Origin of the sequence: Agromyces sp. PvR057 (assembly GCF_040547485.1) — a bacterium.
Taxonomy (GTDB): domain Bacteria; phylum Actinomycetota; class Actinomycetes; order Actinomycetales; family Microbacteriaceae; genus Agromyces.
Genome location: NZ_JBEPPT010000001.1, coordinates 1 through 17,311 on the forward strand (window position 1 = coordinate 1; position 17,311 = coordinate 17,311).

Below are 17,311 nucleotides of genomic sequence, written 5' to 3' on the forward strand. Positions count from 1 at the left end.
GGGGGCGGGGGGGGGGGGGGGGGGGGGGGCGGCGCGGGGGGCGGCGGGGGGGGGGGGGGGCCGCCCCCCCCCCCCCCCCCCCCCCCCACCGTTCCACCCCACAGGACAGGAGCACCGATGCGACGACCCATCGCGACGACCATCGCCCTCGCGGCCGTCCTCGTCGCCGGTGCGGCCATGATCGGCCCGCGGCTCGCGGCGGCCGATGCCGCGCAGGCGTCCGAGCGCATCGACGGCGCGCCGGGCAGCACGGTCATGGAAGCCTCCGGCCGGGCCGCGGCATCCGAGGCCCGAGCACCCGCGGAGGCGCCCGACGTCTCGGCCACGGCGGTCGACGAGCTGCCGAACGACGCGGACATGATGTTCGCGATGATGATGATCCCGCACCACGAGCAGGCGGTCGAACTCTCGCAGCTGCTCGCCGCGACGCCCGGCATCGACGGGTTCTCCTCCTCGCTCGCGGCGTTCATCGAGGCCGACCAGACCAAGGAGATCGTGGCCATGAACGCGTGGCTCGACGCCTGGCACGGGGTCGGGGTCATGAACCACGCCGGTGGCGGCACGATGGCGGGCATGGCGACGCCCGAGCAGATCGCCGAGTTCGATGCGCTGTCGGGCGCTGCCGCCGAGGCCCGCTTCCTCGACCTGATGATCGCGCACCACCGCGGCGCGCTCGCCATGGCCGACGACGCGATCGCCGACGGTGAGAACAGCTACATCCGCACGCTCGCCAAGCACATCGCCGCCGAGCAGCAGCGCGAGATCGCGGCGATGGTGCTCAGGCGGGACGAACTGTGAACGGCCGCCGGGTCGTCGCGCTCGCCGGGGCCGGCGGGGCCGCGATCGCCGCGGTCGCGCTCGGCCTCGGCGCGCTGGGCGGGGCCGTGTACCGCGCGGACTCCGCGTCGATGCGGCCGATGATCGAGGTCGGCGACGTCGTGGTCGCGGCCGGGCTCCACGGGGCGCCGGAGCGGGGCGACGTGGTGGTCTTCTCCGACCCCGGCGGTTGGGGGCCTCGCGTCGCGCGACTGCTCGGTCAGGAGGAGGTGCCAGGCACCTTCGTGAAGCGCGTGGTCGGCCTCCCCGGAGAGCGGGTCGCCTGCTGCACCCTGACCGGTGAGCTCACCGTCGACGGGGCGCCGTTGCCCGAGGCGTACCGGGTTCCCGCCGCCGGCCTCGCGAGCGTGCTCGCCTTCGACGAGGTCGTTCCCGAGGACGCGGTGTTCGTGCTCGGCGACGCCCGTTCGGCATCGATCGACTCACGCTACCTCGGAAGCGTGCCGCTGGACTCGGTGTCCGGCATCGTCCACCTCGTGGTGCCGCTCGGCGGCTGAGCCGCGGTCGCCCTGGCGCTCGTTCGGCGCCGACGCCATCCGCGGCGGCCGGCGCGAGGCGGTCGCCCGCGTCATCCGATCGGCGCGTCAGCTCGTCGTGGAACCCACCGGAGCGGCGAGGCGCGCAAGCTCGGCGCCCGCCTCGAGCAGCGCCCCGAGGTGACGCTCCGCCGCCTCGACCTCGACGCCGCCCGTCGAGAGCGCGACGGCGGCGACCAGTTCGCCCTCGAGCGAGTGCACGGGAATCGCGATGCAGGTGCGCGAGACGGGCCCGGGCTCGATGCAGCGCGCGTACCCGAGCCGTTCGACCTCGGCGGCGATGCGCCGGCGCTCCTCGATCGAGATGCCCGAGGCGCGCGCCGAATCGGCGACGACCTTCGCCGCGCGCGGATCGGCCGTGGCCTCCAGCGGCGGGAACGCGGCGATGAGCAGCCGACCGATCGCCGTCGCCCCGAGCTGGCGCCGGGTGCGGTCGATCGAGAGCAGCGGCAGGTCGGGATCCTCGTCGACGACCATCACCCGCCCGCCCGAGTACCGCACGAAGTGGATCGCCTCACCGGTGCGCTCCCGGAGCCCGGCGAGGATCTCGGGGATCGGGTCGGCGTTGCGGGGCGCGATGAGATGGGCCAGCTCGACCACGCGCACGCCGAGCACGAAGCCGTCGAGGGTCGGATGCCGCAGCAGGTACTCGTCGCTCGTGAGCGAGTTGATGAGGCGGTACGCGCTCGTGCGCGGCATGCCGAGCAACTGCGCGATGCGGTTGGCCGAGAGTGTCGGACCGCCGCGCGCGACCTCTTCGAGCACCGCGAGCGCGAGGGCGACGCCGCTGCCGCCCGACGGGCCGCTCATGATCGCCGAGCCGGTGCGCCGGAGGAGATCGCATCGGATGCCACGGGCGTGTCGTAGGCGCCGACGCGACGCGCGAGCCCCGGCCCGGAGCGCACACGCAGGAGGTGCGCGATCGTGGCGACCGCGATGAGCGCGACGAGGATGCACAGCGCCGTCGCGTCGTCGGCCGCCTCGGCGAGCATCTCGGTGGCCGCGACGCCGGCGAGGGCGACCGTGCCGAGCAGCGCCGGCCACGCCTCGCGGAGGCTGAACTCCCGGATGCGCACCAGGTACGGGGTCGCCGCCGCGCAGACCGCGAGGTAGGCGATGATGAACGCCATGCTCTCGGCGAGGTGCACGACGTCGCGGTAGAGGGAGTCCCTGCCGGCCGAGACGAGCAGGAGCGTGCCGATCACGAGCACCGCGCCGACGCCGAGGGCGGCCACATGGGGCGTCGCGAACCTGGTCGACGTGCGTCCGAGGGCCTTCGGGAGCACGCCCTCGCGGGCCATCGTGAACACGAGGCGCACGAGGGCGTTCGTGCACGCGAGGGTGCAGGCGATCCACGATGCGGCGACGACCGCGTGGATCACGGGGTCGAGCCACGGGCTCGCGGCGAGGTCGGCATCCGTCAGCAGCGAGGCCTCCCGCCCTCCGGCGACCGCGGAGATCTGGGCGAGCATGCCGAACAGGTACACCGCGGCGACGGAGCCGACGGTCCACACCAGCGCTCGCGGCACGGCGGCGAGGGGGCGCCGGCTCTCGGGGCCGAGTGCGGCGCCGCTCTCGAAGCCGACGAAGCAGACGAGCGCGAATCCGATGCCCTCGGCGAACGCCGAGAGGGAGGGGGCGGCCCCGACGTCGGGAACGATGCCCGAGACGTTCCAGCCGGTCGCCGCGAACACGGTGAGCGAGACGGCGATGAGGGCCGCGACCACGACCGCCTCGACGACGAGCATGACCCGCGTCGACGTGCGGGCGCCGAGCGCGATGACCGTGGTGATCGCCGCGCCGATGCCGATCACGAGCAGCGTCGAGGCGAGTCCCTCGCCGGCCCAGCGCGAGGTGCCGCCGAACGCCGCGTCGAGCCGGCGCACGGCGCTGCGCAGGGTGTCGATCGAGACGCCCGCGTAGCCGAGCAGGAGTGCGACGCCGGCGACCATGCCGGCGGCCGGACCGAGGCCCCTCGTCACGAACGTGTAGATGCCGCCGGCGGCGGAGATCCGCCGGGCGAAGACCGACATGGCGAGCGCGACGAGGATCACCGCCGCGGCGGTCAGCAGCAGGGTCACGAACGCGAACGATCCCGTTCGGTCGATGAGTCCGCCGGTGAGGATGAGGAGGCCGCCGGCCGGCGCGACCGCGGCCACCGACTGGGCGACGAGGTCGAGCGTCGTCACCGATCCGCGGCGCAGGCCGTGCAGCGGCGACACGGATCCGAGGCTCGCGTCGGGTGTCCGTCGCGCGATCGCGTCGCTGAGTGCGCTCACCGGTGCCTCCTCGTGGTCCCTGCACCGTATGCTCCACCGATTTCGCCGCCGTCATCGCCGTGTTACGCGGGTATGACCTCACGCGGGAACCCTGGGGTGCCGGCACCCGCCGGGGTCAGGGCGCGACGGCCGTGACGGTGACCGTGCCGTCCGGCAACCACACGACCTCGAACCGGGCGGCCTCGCGCTCGGCGGCCACGCGGATGCCGCCCTCGGGGAAGCGTCCGTTCTCGGTGCAGCGACTCAGCCCGCCCTCCGGCACGAAGTCGATGATGAGGCAGGCCTCGCGGTCGCGCAGCGCCGCGAAGACGCCGGAGCCGTCCGGCAGGGTGAGGAGCAGTCGCTGCTGGCGGAATCCGTCGCGCACCCATGAGCGCGACAATGCGTCGCCCGAGATCGACTCGCGCGAGAAGACCGCCGCCGCTCCGGCCTGGGAGACGAGCGGCAGCGACTCCAGGTACTCCGCGTACGCCACGGCCGTCGCGGGCGGCGAGGAGGAGGGTGGCGGAGACGCGCCCGAGACGGGGTCGAGGGCGTCGCGGGACCCGAGCCCCCAGCCCACGAGGACGCCCGCTGCGAGGGCGAGCGCACCCGCGACGAGCGTCCACCGCAGGCGCGACTCCGGTCGGTCGGGGGTGACGGATGCCGGTGCGCGGCCGCCAGGCGTGACATCGCCCGTCGAGCGGGGCGGGGTGGCCGCAGCCGACCGCGGCACGGCGAGCAGCGCCGACCCCTCGGAGGAGTCCACCCCGGCGAGCTCGCGAACGGCCGCCTCGCGCTCCGCGTCGGTCGCCCCCGAGCCGAAGGCGACGCGCTGCAGGCGGGCGACCTCGGCATCGCGGTCGCCCGCGGCATCCCGAATCGGATCGGCGTCGTGCCGCTCGTTGCCTGCCATGCCGTCCTCCAGCACCGGTCGTCGGAGGGGCGGCGACCGCGAGATCGGGTCTCCCTCAGGATCCCGCACCGATCGGGCTGCGGCAACCATCGAAGGGTGGATGTCTCGCCGCGGCGCCGTCGCCCGAAGCGCTGCTCGCGACATCCGACCGCCCGGGTCTAGGCTGACCCGCATGGGCAAGGTCACCGAACCTGCCCCGGGGGAGTACGGCCCGCCTGAGCCTGCGAGTGAGGGCGCGAGCGAGCACGACACCCGGGGAGACCACGGCTTCTTCGGGCAGCCGCGACCACTCGTGCACATCTTCGGGGTGGAGATGTGGGAGCGGTTCAGCTTCTACGGCATGCAGGGCATCCTGCTGCTGTACCTGTACTACTCGGTCGCCGACGGCGGCCTCGGCATGGACCAGGCGGCCGCGGCCGGCATCGTCGGCGCGTACGGCGGTGCCGTCTACCTCTCGACGATCCTCGGCGCATGGCTCGCCGACCGGTTGCTCGGCTCCGAGCGGGTGCTGTTCTACAGCGCCATCGTCATCATGGGCGGTCACATCGCGCTCGCCGCGCTGCCCGGGTTCCTCGGCGTCGGCGTGGGCCTCGTGCTGGTGGCGTTCGGCTCTGGCGGCCTCAAGGCGAACGCCACGAGCGTGGTCGGCACGCTCTACTCCGAGCACGACCCGCGCCGCGACGCGGGCTTCTCGCTCTTCTACCTCGGCATCAACCTCGGCGCGTTCCTCGGACCGCTCATCACGGGCCTCGTGCAGGACACTTGGGGCTTCCACTGGGGCTTCGCCGTCGCCGCGGTCGGCATGGCGCTCGGCCTCACCCAGTACGCGTTCGGGCGCAAGGGGCTGCCGGCCGTGGCATCCGTCGTGCCGAACCCGCTGCCGCGCTCGCGGCGGGGCCTCGTGATCGGCGTCGCCATCGCGGCGGTGCTGCTCATCGCGGTGCTCGTGCTCACCGGGCTCGTGAACGCGGGCAACCTCGTGTCGTGGGTCATCGGGGCCACGATCGTCGCCGCCGTCTCGTACTTCGTGGTGATCCTGCGCAGCCAGCGCATCACGTCGACCGAGCGCAGCCGCGTGTACGCGTTCATCCCGCTGTTCATCGCGAGCGTCGCGTTCTGGTCGCTGTACCAGCAGCAGTTCACGGTGCTCACGATCTACGCCGACGAGCAGCTGAACCGCAGCATCTTCGGATGGGAGATGCCGGTGCCGTGGGTGCAGTCCATCAACCCGGTCTTCATCATCGTGCTGTCGGGCGTGTTCGCCGCGATCTGGACGAAGCTCGGCGACCGCCAGCCGTCGACGCCGATCAAGTTCGCGGTCGGCACCGCGCTCATGGGCGTCGCGTTCCTGCTGTTCCTGCCGTTCGCCGGCGGCGGCGCGAACTCGACCCCGCTGCTCTGGATGGTGCTCATCCTGCTCGTGTTCACGGTCGCGGAGCTGCTGCTCTCGCCGGTCGGGCTGTCGGTCGCGACGAAGCTCGCACCAGGGGTGTTCCACACCCAGATGGTGGCCCTGTTCTTCCTCTCGGTCGCGCTCGGCTCGTCGATCGCCGGCCTGCTGGCGGGCTTCTACACGGTCGTGAACGAGGCGACGTACTTCGGCGTGCTCGGCGCCATCGCGATCGTGCTCGGTGCCGCGCTGTGGCTGGGCCGCAAGCCCGTGTTGCGGCTCATGGCGGGCGTCAGCTGACGCGGCGACTGCACGCTCCTCGGCCGGATACGATTGGCGGGCACGCACGAGGGGAGTACGGATGTCGCGCGCCCTCGTCGTGATTCCGACGTACAACGAACGGGAGAACATCGCCGAGACCGTCGCACGTGTCAGGGCGGTCGTGCCCGAGGCATCCGTGCTGGTCGTCGACGACAGCTCGCCCGACGGCACCGGCTACATCGCCGAGGGGCTGGCGGCCGAAGACGGCGCCGTGCACCTGTTGAGCCGAACGTCGAAGGACGGCCTCGGAGCCGCGTACCTCGACGCGTTCGGCTGGGCGCTCGAGCGCGGCTTCGACCCGATCGTGCAGATGGACGCCGACGGCTCGCACCTGCCCGAGCAGCTGCCCTCGCTGCTCACCGCGCTCGAGACGACGGATGCCGCGGGCAGGCCGGTCGACATCGTGATCGGATCGCGGTGGATCCCCGGCGGCACCATCGAGAACTGGCCGAGGCGGCGCGAGCTGCTCTCGCGGTGGGGGAGCGCCTACGCGCGCAGCATGCTGCGCCTCTCGACGCGCGACGCGACCGCCGGGTACCGGGTGTTCCGGGCGTCCGCGCTGCGGGCGATCCGCCTCGACGACGTGCACACCCGGGGCTACGGGTTCCAGGTGGACATGCTCTGGCACGCCCGCCAGGCCGGGCTCGTGGTGGTCGAGGTGCCGATCACGTTCGTCGAGCGCGTGCGCGGCCGGTCGAAGATGAGCTCCATGATCGTGGTCGAGGCCATGCTCAAGGTCACCGTATGGGGCATCGCCGGGCTGTTCCGGCGTTCCGCCGCGACATCCGGACGTTTCGTCGGGTCCTGACGACGAACGGTCGGGCGGGTGATCGCTCCCTTCGGAAGGGTGGAGTTCCACCTGAAGGAGCGCCATGTCGACGAACACCGCGAGCACCACCGTCATCTCCCCATCGCCCGCTGGGTCGGCCGGCACCGGCACGGCCGCCGCGGACGACCCGGTCGCCCCCCGCCGTGCCGCGTGGGCCGGGGTCGTGTCGCTCGGCCTCGGCATCTTCACGCTCGTCGCGAGCGAGTTCCTGCCGGCGAGCCTGCTCTCGCCCATCGCGGCGGACCTCGGCATCACCGAGGGCGTCGCCGGCCAGCTCGTGACCGCCACGAGCGTCATCGGCATCATCGGCGGCCCGCTGGTCGTGTCGGCGCTGCCGCGCGTCGACCGCCGCACCGTCATGGTCGGCCTCACGACGCTCGCCGTCGTGTCGAACGTGCTCGTCGCGATCGCGCCGGTGTTCGGACTCATGCTGGCGTCGCGGCTGCTGCTGGGGCTCGCGATCTCGGGATTCTGGGCCATGTCCCTCGCGGTGACCTCGCAGCTCGTGCCGGCCGATCGGCTCGGTCGTGCGATGACCATCGTGAACACCGGCCTCTCGCTCGCGACGATCGCCGCGGTGCCCGCCGGCGCCGTCCTCGGCGAACTGGTCGGCTGGCGCACGGTGTTCCTCGGCGCCGCCGCCGTCGGGGTCATCGCCCTCACGGTGCAGATGGTCACCCTGCCGTCGGTGCCGCCGACCGGCGCGCCGGGCTTCGGCACCCTCGTGCGCACCGCCGCGCGCCCGGTGGTCGCGCTCGGGGTGCTCTCGGTCGTGCTCATCTCCGGCGGGCACTTCGCCGGGTTCACCTACCTGCGCCCGGCCTTCGAGTCGATCGGCGCGGTGACCCCGGCGACGCTCGCACTGCTGCTGGCGGCCTTCGGCGTCGCGTCGCTCGCCGGCAACCTCGTCGCCGGCCCGTTGGCCGATCGCCGGCTCGGCGTGCTGCTCGTCGCGGCACCGACCGCCATCGGCGCCTCGATGGTCGCCTACGCGCTGTGGGGTGCGGACCCGGTCGTCGCGGTCGTCGTGGTGGCCGTGTGGGGCGCCGGATTCGGGGCCGTGCCGACGATGATCCAGACCTGGATGGCGCGCGTCGCGCCCGACCGCCTCGAGAGCGCGGGCGGACTCATCGTGGCCGCCTTCCAGACGGCGATCACGATCGGCGCCGCCGTCGGAGGCCTGCTCGTCGACTCGGTGGGCGTGCAGGTCGCCTTCCTCGGCGGCGGCATCGCCGCCGTGATCGGCGGCATGGTGCTCGTGTCGGCGCGGGGGCACTGAGCGGCGACGTCTGCAGGTGCGGGCGGCGCGCAGCCGCCCGCGGTCAGGCGACGGGCTGCAGTGCGGTCCGTCGCCACCGGCTCGGGGCGATACCGCTGTGGCGGCGGAACGCGCGGCTGAACCCGTCTTCGCTGTCGTAGCCCAGGCGGTAGGCGATGCCGCTCACCGGCTCGCCGTCGCGGAGCATCCGCTCGGCCTGCGTCATGCGGATGCGGGTGACGTACCGCGCCGGGGTGTCGCCGACCGCGTCGCGGAACTGCTCGGCGAACTGCGAGCGGGACGCACGCGCGATGCGGGCGAGGGACGCCACCGTCCACGGCGAGCCGGGGTTCTCGTGGATCGCCGCGAGGGCGTCGCCGACGTTCGGATCGCGAGCCGCGGCCAGCCACGCGCGGGCCGTGCCGCAGCCGTGCTCGAGCCAGAACCGCACGGCCGCCGAGATGACGACGTCCGTCAGCCCGGCGAGCACGATGCTGGAGCCGGGCCGTGCGTCGGATGCCTCGCGGTGCATGGTGTCGAGCAGGCTCGAGAATCCCGGCTCGCTGCGACCGAACCCGCGGGCGGCCAGCACCGGCGGCATCGCCCGCGTCATCGTCGGGATGGGGTCGACCAGTGCGATGGTCGCGCTGAGCACGCGGGCCCCATCGGAGGCGGTCAACCGCGTCGGACCGCCGAGCGGCAGGAGCGCGACGTCGCCTCGGTCGAGGACGACCGCCTCGTCGTTCCGCACGAGTTCGATCGTGCCCGAGAGCACCACGTGCAGCCTGGTCGACTCGTGCGTCTCGCGACGCACCTCGCCCACGGCGAGATCGCGTCCGGACGCCTCGAGCACCGACCACCGCAGGTGTTCGAGGAACCGCTCGATCGTGCCGGCGTCATCCACCAGGCCATGGACCTGCGGCAACGGCGTGATCCTGCACATGTGAGGTGCAATCGCCGCGGGGCCGCGATCATTCCCGGGTGTCGCGCGGCGTCATCGCGATCCGCGTGCTGCGGCCCGAGATCGGGAAGCCGGGCAGGAGGCACAGTACAGCATTCCGTTAATTCAGAGATCCCTGTATAGTCGTGCGCATGCCGACCGCAACTGCCACCGTGACGCACACCGCTGCCCTGGCCAGACTCGGATATGCGCTCTCGGACGCGACCAGGGCCGGCGTGCTCCTCGCGCTCCGCGAGGCTCCGGCACATCCATCCGACCTGGCCGATGCGCTCGGCGTCTCCCGGCAGGTCATGTCGAACCAGCTCGCCTGCCTTCGCGGATGCGGGCTCGTCGAAGCGGTGCCCGACGGGCGCCGCACCTGGTACCGCCTCGCCGATCCGCACCTCGCCCCCGCGCTCGACGAACTGCTGCAGGTCGTGCTGTTCGTCGAGCCGGATTGCTGCGCCGGAGAGCAGTGCACCTGCGCATGACGAACGCCACATCGTCGCTCTCGGCGGAACGGAAGCAGACGCTGCAGCGGCGGATCCGCTGGATCGTCTCGGCGACGATCGCGTACAACCTGGTCGAGGCCGTCGTCGCGATCACGGCCGGCAGCATCGCGTCCTCCACCGCCCTGATCGCGTTCGGCCTCGACTCCACGATCGAGGTGCTCTCCGCCGCCGCGGTGGCCTGGCAGTTCACGCGACGGGACCCCGAGCGGTGGGAGCAGGGCACGCTGCGCGTCATCGCCGTCGCCTTCTTCGCGCTCGCCGCCTATGTCACCGCGACCTCCCTGATCGCACTGCACGGCCAGGCGGACGTGGAGCGCAGCACGCTCGGCATCGTCATCACCGCACTGAGCGTGATCGTGATGCCGTTCCTGTCGCTCGCCGAGCGCCGGGCCGGTCTCGAGCTCGGCTCGGCGACGGCGGTGGCCGACTCGAAGCAGACGCTCATCTGCACCTACCTCTCGGCCGCCGTGCTCATCGGGCTCGTGCTGAACGGCCTGTTCGGCTGGTGGTGGGCCGATGCGATCGCCGGGCTCGTCATCGCGGGCTTCGCCGTTCGCGAGGGGATCGAGGCGTGGCGAGGCGACACCTGCGCCACGTCGGTCGGCATGCTCCTCGAGGACGAGGACGAGGACGAGGACGAGCACGTCGACGGGCGTGACCGCCACGACGGCCACGCCCGCTGAGCGGCCGCTCGCGGTGGCCTGTGCCGCCGCTCGCCCGGGTCAGCCGACGAGCAGCAGCGGATCGGCGATGAGCCGCTCGCGCGCCTGCCGCCGAGCACCGACGAGCGCGGCATCCGCACCGCCGACCGCACGTGAGAAGACGGGGATCGCGCTGATCGCGCCGTTGCCGACGGTCGGGCGATTGCCCTTCAGCGCGCTCTGGATGTCGGTGATGAAGCCCGACCAGTACCCGCCCACCACGACGACCGCCGGATCGATCGTCGGCACCACGATCTGCAGCGTGCGGCCGATCCAGTGGGCGGCGTCGAGCCAGGCCCAGCGGGCGCGGTCCTCGGCCTCGCCGATGCGCAGCACGAGCTCCTCGAGGGCTGCCGCTCGACCATCGGTCGCGGCATAGCCGGCGAGGCCGGCGCGTTCGAGCACGACCTCGGGCGCCGCGACCGTCGCGAGGCAGCCCAGCTGGCCGCAGCGGCAGCGCAGCCCGCCGGGCACGATCGGCAGGTGGCCGAACGTCGCGCCGAGGCCGTGCGCCCCGGTGAGCGGCCGGCCGGCCGAGACGGCCGCGGCCGAGACCGCCGTGTCGCCGTCGAGGTAGAGCACGTCGCCGATGCCGGGCAGGGCCTCGAGCTCGACGGATGCCGCCGCGGTCGCCGTGGACGTGAGGCGGATGGGCAGCGGCAACGATCGCTCGACCTCGGCGAGGGTCGGGATCATGGCCCGCAGCTCGCCGAGCAGGTCGATCGGCTCGGCGCCGAAGCGCGCGTCGGTGATCACGACGGCCGGCGCACCGACGACGGCGCCGTCGATGAGCAGGGTGATGTCGGCGATGCGGTGGCCCGACCGGTGCGCGCGGGCGATCGCGCGCGAGAGCACCAGGGCGAGCGGGGCGACGAGGCTCTGCGGCCGCTGGGGGTCGGCGGGCGGGAGGCGCTCGGTGAACCGCGCGTCCTCGTCGCCGGCGAGCGTGGAGATGGTCGCGAGGGCGTCGTCGAGGGTCAGTCGGGCGGTCACGAGCACGCGGTCGCCGCCGGCGAGCGAGAGCGGCGTCGACCGGCCGTCGCCGTGAGCGTCGCCGGATTCGCGGATCACGCCCGCATCGAGCAGGCGGGCCGTGAGCCCCGCGATCGTGCCGCGACCGAGGCCCGTCGCGTTCACGAGCTCGCTTCGCGTCGCCGACCCGTGGAGCACGAGATGCTCGACGACGCGGGCGGATTGTTCGCGATGGAGGTCGAGCGGGCCGGTGATGGTCGGGACGGTCGTATCGCCGGGTGTCATGACGCAAGCATGAACCCGCGGGGTCTCCCGGTCACGTACCCCATTCGGGGGTCGCGCCGGGAGACGCCGCGGAGTCCGGGTCAGGTCGCCGGCAGCAGCGACCGCACCGAGGCGTAGCCGTCGGCGACCACGCTCGACGGGGTGTCGAACACGCGCGTCGCGCGCGCGGCATCCGTGTACCGCGGCCAGCCGGGCTCGCCCGTCGTGATGAAGGCCACCGCCGCACCGTGCACCTCGTCGGCGAGGCCCTGCGGGGGATTGGTCCCCGCGAGCGGCTCGATCGCGATCGAGTCGAGGCAGTCGAAGAAGAACGGCACGTCGAGGCAGTGCTCCGCGAAGCCGAAGGTGCCCGACGGCCACGAGAAGCGGTACACCCAGGTGGGGGCGTCGCCGCGGAGGGCGACGATGCCGACCAGTGCGGTGCGGAACATCCGGTCGGTGAGGAATCGGCCCGCGATGCGCGCGGTGCCCTTGCGGGCGACGTCGGCGTTCGCCGCGAGGTAGGGCTTCAGCTGCGGCTTCCGCATGCCGAGCTTCTTGAGCATCAGGGACTTCGGGATCCACCGCAGCTTCTTCTCGACCTCGGCGAAGGCCATCGTGAACTCGTCGTCGGTCGCGCCGATGACGAGCGGCTTCCCGGCGCCGACGCCGGCGGCGAGCGACTCCCGCGTCGAGCGGACGAGGAGCTCGCCGTCGATGCTCGGCCCGAGGGCGAGGCCGTTGTCGATCATGCTCTCGAGGGCGTCGGGCCCGAGTTCGGTCGCCTTCTTCTGCAGCTCGAGGATGCGCTCCTCGCTCAGGCTCGAGAAGCCGGCGCGGGTGGGCTCGACGCCCGCGGCGGCGGCCAGCTCGCGGCCGAACGCCTCGGCCCGCTCGGGCGTGACGTCGGCGAGCGCCCCCGAGATCGCGTAGACGCCGTGGAAGAGGTGCTGGGCCGCCTCCATGCCGAGCAGGGTCAGCACGGCACCGCCGCCAGCGGACTGGCCAGCGATGGTCACGCGCGACGGGTCGCCGCCGAAGGCCGCGATGTTCCGCTGCACCCACTCGAGGGCGAGCAGCCAGTCGCGCACGCCGCGGTTCGACGGCGCATCCGAGATCCAGCCGAAGCCGTCGAAGCCGAGGCGGTACGAGATCGTCACCGTCACGACCTCGTCGCGGTTGAACCGCCGGCCGTCGTACCAGAGGCTCGCGGGCGATCCGGCGAAGAAGCCGCCGCCGTGGATCCAGACCAGCACCGGCAGGCCGGCACCCGCACCGGGCTCGGCCGCGACGGGGTTCGGCGTGAACACGTTGACGTTGAGCGTCGACTCGCCTGGCACGCTCGGCTCGGGGATGAGGGTCACGCCGGGGTCGCCGCGCTGCGCGGTCGCGCCGAACTCGAGGGCATCGCGCACGCCCTCCCACGGCGCCTTCGGCACTGGTGCGGCGAACCGGAGCTCGCCGATCGGCGCCTCGGCGAAGGGAATGCCGAGGAAGGCGGCGGAGGCCTCTGGCGTGCCGGGTTCGCCGCGCCAGGCGCCGCGGACGCGGCCCGCCGCGGTGTCGACCTCCACGAAGGTGCCGGTGCTGGTCTGGGTCATGGGTGGTGCTCCTATCGGACGCTCTTGATGGGGATGAGGACGAGCGCGGCGGCGACCACGGCGACGATGCCGAAGACGAACAGCATGGGGTATCCGCCGAAGACGCCGATGATCACGCCCGCGATCGCCGGGCTCAGCGCCTGCGGGATGTTCGTGGCGATGTTCAGGATGCCGAGGTCCTTGCCGGCGCCGGCGCCGCCGCCGGGCAGCACCTCGGTCATGAGGGCCGCGTCGACCGACATGTAGACGCCGAAGCCGACGCCGTTGATGATGCTCATCACGATCATGCCGGTCATGTTCGGCATGATCACGGGCGCGAGCAGGCCGAGCACCATGATGGCGGATGCCGCGTAGATGAAGACCTTGCGCTTGCCGATGCGATCACTCCACCAGCCCGAGAGCCCGATCGCGATGAGGGTCGGCACGAACGCGGCGAGCGTGAGCGTGAGCACGGCGCCGGGGGCCTCGGCGACCGGGATCCGGATGTAGTCGGTGAGGATGTACAGCTGGAACGCCGTGACGACGAAGTACCCGAGCACGAGCAGGAAGCGAGCGGCGAACGCCCAGGCGAAGTCGGGGTTCTTGCGGGGGTCGATCCAGAACCCGGCGAAGAACTGCCTCCAGCTCCAGGCCGGGACGACGGCCTCCTTCGAAGACCAGTCGCGGTTGACGATCACGAACAGCAGGGTGACCACGATCACGGCGATGCCGAAGGCCGAGTAGCCGATGCCGATGTTCGCGGCGAAGATGCTCGCGACCATGATGCCGAGGGTCATGCCGACCTGGGTGCCGATGCCGAACATCGCGCTCGCGACGCCGCGCTTCTCGCGCGGGAAGCGGTCGGGGGTGAGCGCGGTCAGCGGGCCCTGGAGCCCGTTCAGGGCGACCTGGATGATCACCCAGAACACCGTGATCCAGAGCAGCGAGGTCAGCGAGCCGAGCCCGAGCAGGAAGATGCCGCCGATGAGCGCGCCGCCGACCATCCACGGGGTGCGGCGGCCGAAGCGCGAGCGGGTGCGGTCGCTGAACGCCCCGACGATCGGCTGCGCGAAGAGCGTGAAGACGAACGAGACCGTCGTGACGATCGCGAGGTTCGCGACCTTGTTCTCCTCGTCGAGGAGGGCGATCTGGGTGGGCAGCAGGATCGCGATGAGGCCGCCGTACGTCGCGAACAGGGTGAGGGCGGTGACGAGGATGCCGGGCAGCAGCGCCCGGGTCGGCGGGGGGCTCTGCGGCGGCTCGCCGGCGACGGGCGCGTCCGACGAGATGGCGCCGGTGGGCGCGATGAGCGCGGCGGGGTCGCCGGAGGCGGCGGGTTGGATCGACATGGGGGCTCCTCTTCGTTGAGAACGACCTGGGGGCAGGGTGCTGGCGCCCCGGCGAAAACCGAATGACGCTCGGCGATGAGTATGCGCCGTTTCGCGGAGAAATTCAACCGTTGAACTAAATCGACGACGAGCCGGGACCGTCTCGGAGCTCCGGGCTCACCTCGCGTCGAAGCGTGCGCCCTCGGGGTCGGACTCGAGGATCGTCAACGCCAGCACCACCCAGCTGCCCACCGGGATCAGCGAGAGCAGGTACCACCATCCGGACCGGTTCGTGTCGTGCAGGCGTCGCACGGTGACCGCGATCGACGGCAGGAGCAGGGGGAGCGAGAGCACGACGGCGATGAGGATCGGCCCGCCGATGGCGAGCGTCAGGTTCCAGGTCCACGTCGGAACCCCGAACGCGCCGAGGTCCTCGGAATTCCCCTGCACGGCGGCCGCGAACACGGCCATGAGGCCGAACATGAGCGCGATGCCGAGCAGGATCCCCAGGACGAAGCCGAGGATCGACTGGAACAGGGTCGCCCACCAGAACTCCGACCTGCTGGCACGGCCGGAGAACCGCGCGTAGCTTCGGAAGAACCTCGAGACGGACTGCCCGAAGGTCGCACCGTACAGCGGGAGGTCGAGGGGGGCGGATGCCGCAGCCTGGGGCCGGGGCGGTGCGAGCGTGGTCATGCATCTCCTGGTGGTGGGGCCGCGAGGCCGGACAGCCGGGCGCGGGGCGCAGTGCGCCGAGTCGGCACCCCAATATGCCACGGCGGGGGCGTCCGCGCGTTCCGGACGCACTGGCGCCCGAGCACGGCACGCACGCCGCAGCTCAGACGCCGAGCCGTGCCGGGTCGGCGAGCAGGCGGTCGCGGGCGGCCCAGGCGGCACCGAGGAGCGCGGCGTCGGCGCCGAGCCGGCCTGCCGTCACGGTCGGGATCTCGGATGCCGGCCGGCCGAACGCCTCGGCCACGGTGGGCCGGTTGGCGCGGAACGCCCGCTCGATCGACGCCGCGTGCGCCGCCCAGAACCCGCCGATGACGATGGCCGAGGGATCGGTCGCGAGCGACATCACCTGCAGCGCCCTGGCGATCCACGGCAGCGCGGCCTCCCACGCGGCGCTCGCGGCCGGATCGCCGGCGTCGATGCGACGGGAGAGCTCGTCGAGCGCGGCGGCGAGGCCCCGGTCGGCCACGAGCCCGGTGAGGCCGGCGCGCTCGAGCAGCGCGTCGGGCCCGGCGATCGTGACGAGGCATCCGCTCTGCCCGCACTCGCAGGGAGCGCCGTCGGGGATGAGCGCGAGATGGCCGAGCGACGCCCCGACCCCGTGCGCGCCCTCGATCGTGCGGCCGCCGGAGATGATCGCGCCGCCGATGCCCGAGTTGGACTTGAGGTAGAGGAGGTCGTCGACGCCGTCGAGGAGCGACCGCTCCGCCTGGGCGGCGAGCCAGCCGTCGGAGACGAGGGTCGCGATCTCGGGCAGGCCGGGCACGCGCGAGCGCAGCCCGCCCAGCAGGTCGACGACGGCCCACCCGAGGTCCGTGTCGGCGAGCACGACCGGCGGCTCCCCGCCGACCGGGGCGAAGACCACCATCGTGAGCTCGACGATGCGCCGCCCGAGCCGTGCGGCGGTGCCGAGCGCGTCGCGGGACACGTTCGCGAGCACATCGAGCACCGCGTCGGGGTCGCCCATCGGGCGTCCGTGCCGTCGCTCGACCCGGTGCAGCTCCTCGCCGGCGAGATTCGTCAGCAGAGCGGTCGCGGCATCCGCATCGACCTGGGCGACGAGGATCGCGACCTCGTCGGCGGCGAGCTCGAGACGGGTGATCGGACGGCCCCTGCCGGTCAGGGTCGGCTCGGCCTCGCGGACCACGCCCGCCTCGGCGAGGGCGGCCGCGAGCGCCGTCACCGCACCGCGCGTGAGTCCCGTCGCCGCCGCGATCTCGCTGCGCGCGCTGGGCCCCGCGCTCACGAGGTGGTCGAGCACGAGGGTCAGGTTGTGCCGGCGCACGTCTCCCGAGACGAGCGAACGCGGTGCGCGCGGCATCCGCCTAGTCCTTGCGTGCGACGAGCTGCCAGAGGTACGAGATGTGCTCGGCCATGTCGATGGACGGATCGAGCATCCACTGCGTCTGCAGGCCGTCGGCGGCCGCGAGGAAGAGGTTGGCGGTGCGCTCGACGTCGAGCCCGGCATCGAGCCTGCCGGCCTCCTGCTCCTCGCGGAGCATCGAGCCGAACAGCGCTCGGAACTGCTCGTAGCGCTCGATGAAGAACTCGCGTGCGGGGTGGTCGGGGTCGCCGGCCGCGGTCGAGAGCTGGGCGTAGAGCTGCACCAGTCCCGGCACGTCGGTGTTGTGGCGCACCACGTCGAAGAACGACTCGATCGGTCGGTCGCGTTCGAGCAGGAACGTCGCGGTGTCGACCTCGTCGCGCTTGCGGAGCACCTCCTGGAAGAGCTCCTCCTTCGAGCTGAAGTAGTGCAGCAGTCCGGCCTGGCTGAGGCCCACGGCGTCGGCGAGCTCCTTCACGCTCGTGCGGCGATACCCGTTGCGGGCGATCACCTCGAGCGCGGTCGTGAGGATCTCCTCGCGCTTGGCGATGCCCTTCGCATACGAACCCCTTGGTGCCATAAGGGGAATGCTACGGACTCGATGTTGCAAACC

General features: G+C 72.6%; 17 protein-coding genes. 7 read left to right on the forward strand and 10 right to left on the reverse strand.

All coding sequences use genetic code 11. The features are described from left to right. Positions 1-117: 117 nt before the first annotated feature. Both ABIC29_RS00005 and lepB read left to right on the forward strand, forming a co-directional pair. Positions 118-798: a DUF305 domain-containing protein gene (locus ABIC29_RS00005; RefSeq protein ID WP_116080324.1), complete on the forward strand. Its 681-nt coding sequence runs from the start codon at positions 118-120 to the stop codon at positions 796-798. Continuing rightward, entirely contained in the window at positions 795-1,334 is a 540-nt protein-coding gene (gene lepB, locus ABIC29_RS00010; RefSeq protein ID WP_354241583.1) for a signal peptidase I, read from the forward strand. Before ABIC29_RS00005 ends, lepB begins: the two co-directional genes overlap by 4 nt. 87 nt (positions 1,335-1,421) lie before the next feature. Here the strand turns inward: lepB and ABIC29_RS00015 are convergent, their stop codons facing one another. From ABIC29_RS00015 to ABIC29_RS00025, 3 genes are all read right to left on the reverse strand, one after another. Next, a complete protein-coding gene (locus ABIC29_RS00015; protein WP_354241586.1) occupies positions 1,422-2,183 on the reverse strand; it encodes an IclR family transcriptional regulator in 762 nt (253 codons plus the stop codon). Beyond that, positions 2,180-3,652 (reverse strand): APC family permease, encoded by a 1,473-nt coding sequence (locus ABIC29_RS00020; RefSeq protein ID WP_158551722.1) that lies wholly within the window; start codon positions 3,650-3,652, stop codon positions 2,180-2,182. The genes ABIC29_RS00015 and ABIC29_RS00020 overlap by 4 nt, the downstream gene beginning before the upstream one ends. A 115-nt stretch (positions 3,653-3,767) precedes the next feature. Continuing rightward, positions 3,768-4,547: a hypothetical protein gene (locus ABIC29_RS00025; RefSeq protein WP_147309096.1), complete on the reverse strand. Its 780-nt coding sequence runs from the start codon at positions 4,545-4,547 to the stop codon at positions 3,768-3,770. 172 nt (positions 4,548-4,719) lie between these two features. Between ABIC29_RS00025 and ABIC29_RS00030 the strand changes: the two genes are divergently transcribed. From ABIC29_RS00030 to ABIC29_RS00040, 3 genes are all read left to right on the forward strand, one after another. After that, entirely contained in the window at positions 4,720-6,237 is a 1,518-nt protein-coding gene (locus ABIC29_RS00030) for a peptide MFS transporter (protein WP_354241590.1), read from the forward strand. A 61-nt stretch (positions 6,238-6,298) separates the two neighbouring features. After that, the gene (locus ABIC29_RS00035) at positions 6,299-7,066 is read left to right on the forward strand and encodes a polyprenol monophosphomannose synthase (RefSeq protein ID WP_116080330.1); all 768 of its coding nucleotides are present in this window, start codon (positions 6,299-6,301) and stop codon (positions 7,064-7,066) included. 64 nt (positions 7,067-7,130) lie between these two features. Then, positions 7,131-8,366 (forward strand): MFS transporter, encoded by a 1,236-nt coding sequence (locus ABIC29_RS00040; RefSeq protein ID WP_354241593.1) that lies wholly within the window; start codon positions 7,131-7,133, stop codon positions 8,364-8,366. A 43-nt stretch (positions 8,367-8,409) separates the two neighbouring features. Here ABIC29_RS00040 and ABIC29_RS00045 read toward each other — a convergent pair whose 3' ends face one another. Next, positions 8,410-9,249: an AraC family transcriptional regulator gene (locus ABIC29_RS00045; protein ID WP_354241596.1), complete on the reverse strand. Its 840-nt coding sequence runs from the start codon at positions 9,247-9,249 to the stop codon at positions 8,410-8,412. Positions 9,250-9,437: 188 nt separating this feature from the next. Between ABIC29_RS00045 and ABIC29_RS00050 the strand changes: the two genes are divergently transcribed. Both ABIC29_RS00050 and ABIC29_RS00055 read left to right on the forward strand, forming a co-directional pair. Further along, on the forward strand, positions 9,438-9,776 hold the full coding sequence (locus ABIC29_RS00050) for an ArsR/SmtB family transcription factor (protein ID WP_354241599.1): 339 nt from the start codon (positions 9,438-9,440) through the stop codon (positions 9,774-9,776). Then, on the forward strand, positions 9,773-10,480 hold the full coding sequence (locus ABIC29_RS00055) for a cation diffusion facilitator family transporter (protein ID WP_354241602.1): 708 nt from the start codon (positions 9,773-9,775) through the stop codon (positions 10,478-10,480). The genes ABIC29_RS00050 and ABIC29_RS00055 overlap by 4 nt, the downstream gene beginning before the upstream one ends. Positions 10,481-10,519: 39 nt before the next feature. Here ABIC29_RS00055 and ABIC29_RS00060 read toward each other — a convergent pair whose 3' ends face one another. The 6 genes from ABIC29_RS00060 to ABIC29_RS00085 all read right to left on the reverse strand — a co-directional run bounded on the left by ABIC29_RS00060 (position 10,520) and on the right by ABIC29_RS00085 (position 17,278). After that, positions 10,520-11,755 (reverse strand): ROK family transcriptional regulator, encoded by a 1,236-nt coding sequence (locus tag ABIC29_RS00060; RefSeq protein WP_354241605.1) that lies wholly within the window; start codon positions 11,753-11,755, stop codon positions 10,520-10,522. Between the two features lie 80 nt (positions 11,756-11,835). Further along, positions 11,836-13,335, reverse strand: coding sequence for a carboxylesterase/lipase family protein (locus tag ABIC29_RS00065; RefSeq protein WP_354241608.1), 1,500 nt, complete (start codon positions 13,333-13,335; stop codon positions 11,836-11,838). An 11-nt stretch (positions 13,336-13,346) separates the two neighbouring features. Further along, positions 13,347-14,663: an MFS transporter gene (locus tag ABIC29_RS00070; protein ID WP_354241611.1), complete on the reverse strand. Its 1,317-nt coding sequence runs from the start codon at positions 14,661-14,663 to the stop codon at positions 13,347-13,349. A gap of 156 nt (positions 14,664-14,819) precedes the next feature. After that, positions 14,820-15,338: a DUF805 domain-containing protein gene (locus tag ABIC29_RS00075; protein ID WP_116080337.1), complete on the reverse strand. Its 519-nt coding sequence runs from the start codon at positions 15,336-15,338 to the stop codon at positions 14,820-14,822. Positions 15,339-15,480: 142 nt separating this feature from the next. Then, entirely contained in the window at positions 15,481-16,695 is a 1,215-nt protein-coding gene (locus tag ABIC29_RS00080) for an ROK family protein (RefSeq protein ID WP_354241615.1), read from the reverse strand. Positions 16,696-16,699: 4 nt separating this feature from the next. Next, positions 16,700-17,278 (reverse strand): TetR/AcrR family transcriptional regulator, encoded by a 579-nt coding sequence (locus tag ABIC29_RS00085; RefSeq protein ID WP_199471207.1) that lies wholly within the window; start codon positions 17,276-17,278, stop codon positions 16,700-16,702. Between the last annotated feature and the right edge of the window lie 33 nt (positions 17,279-17,311).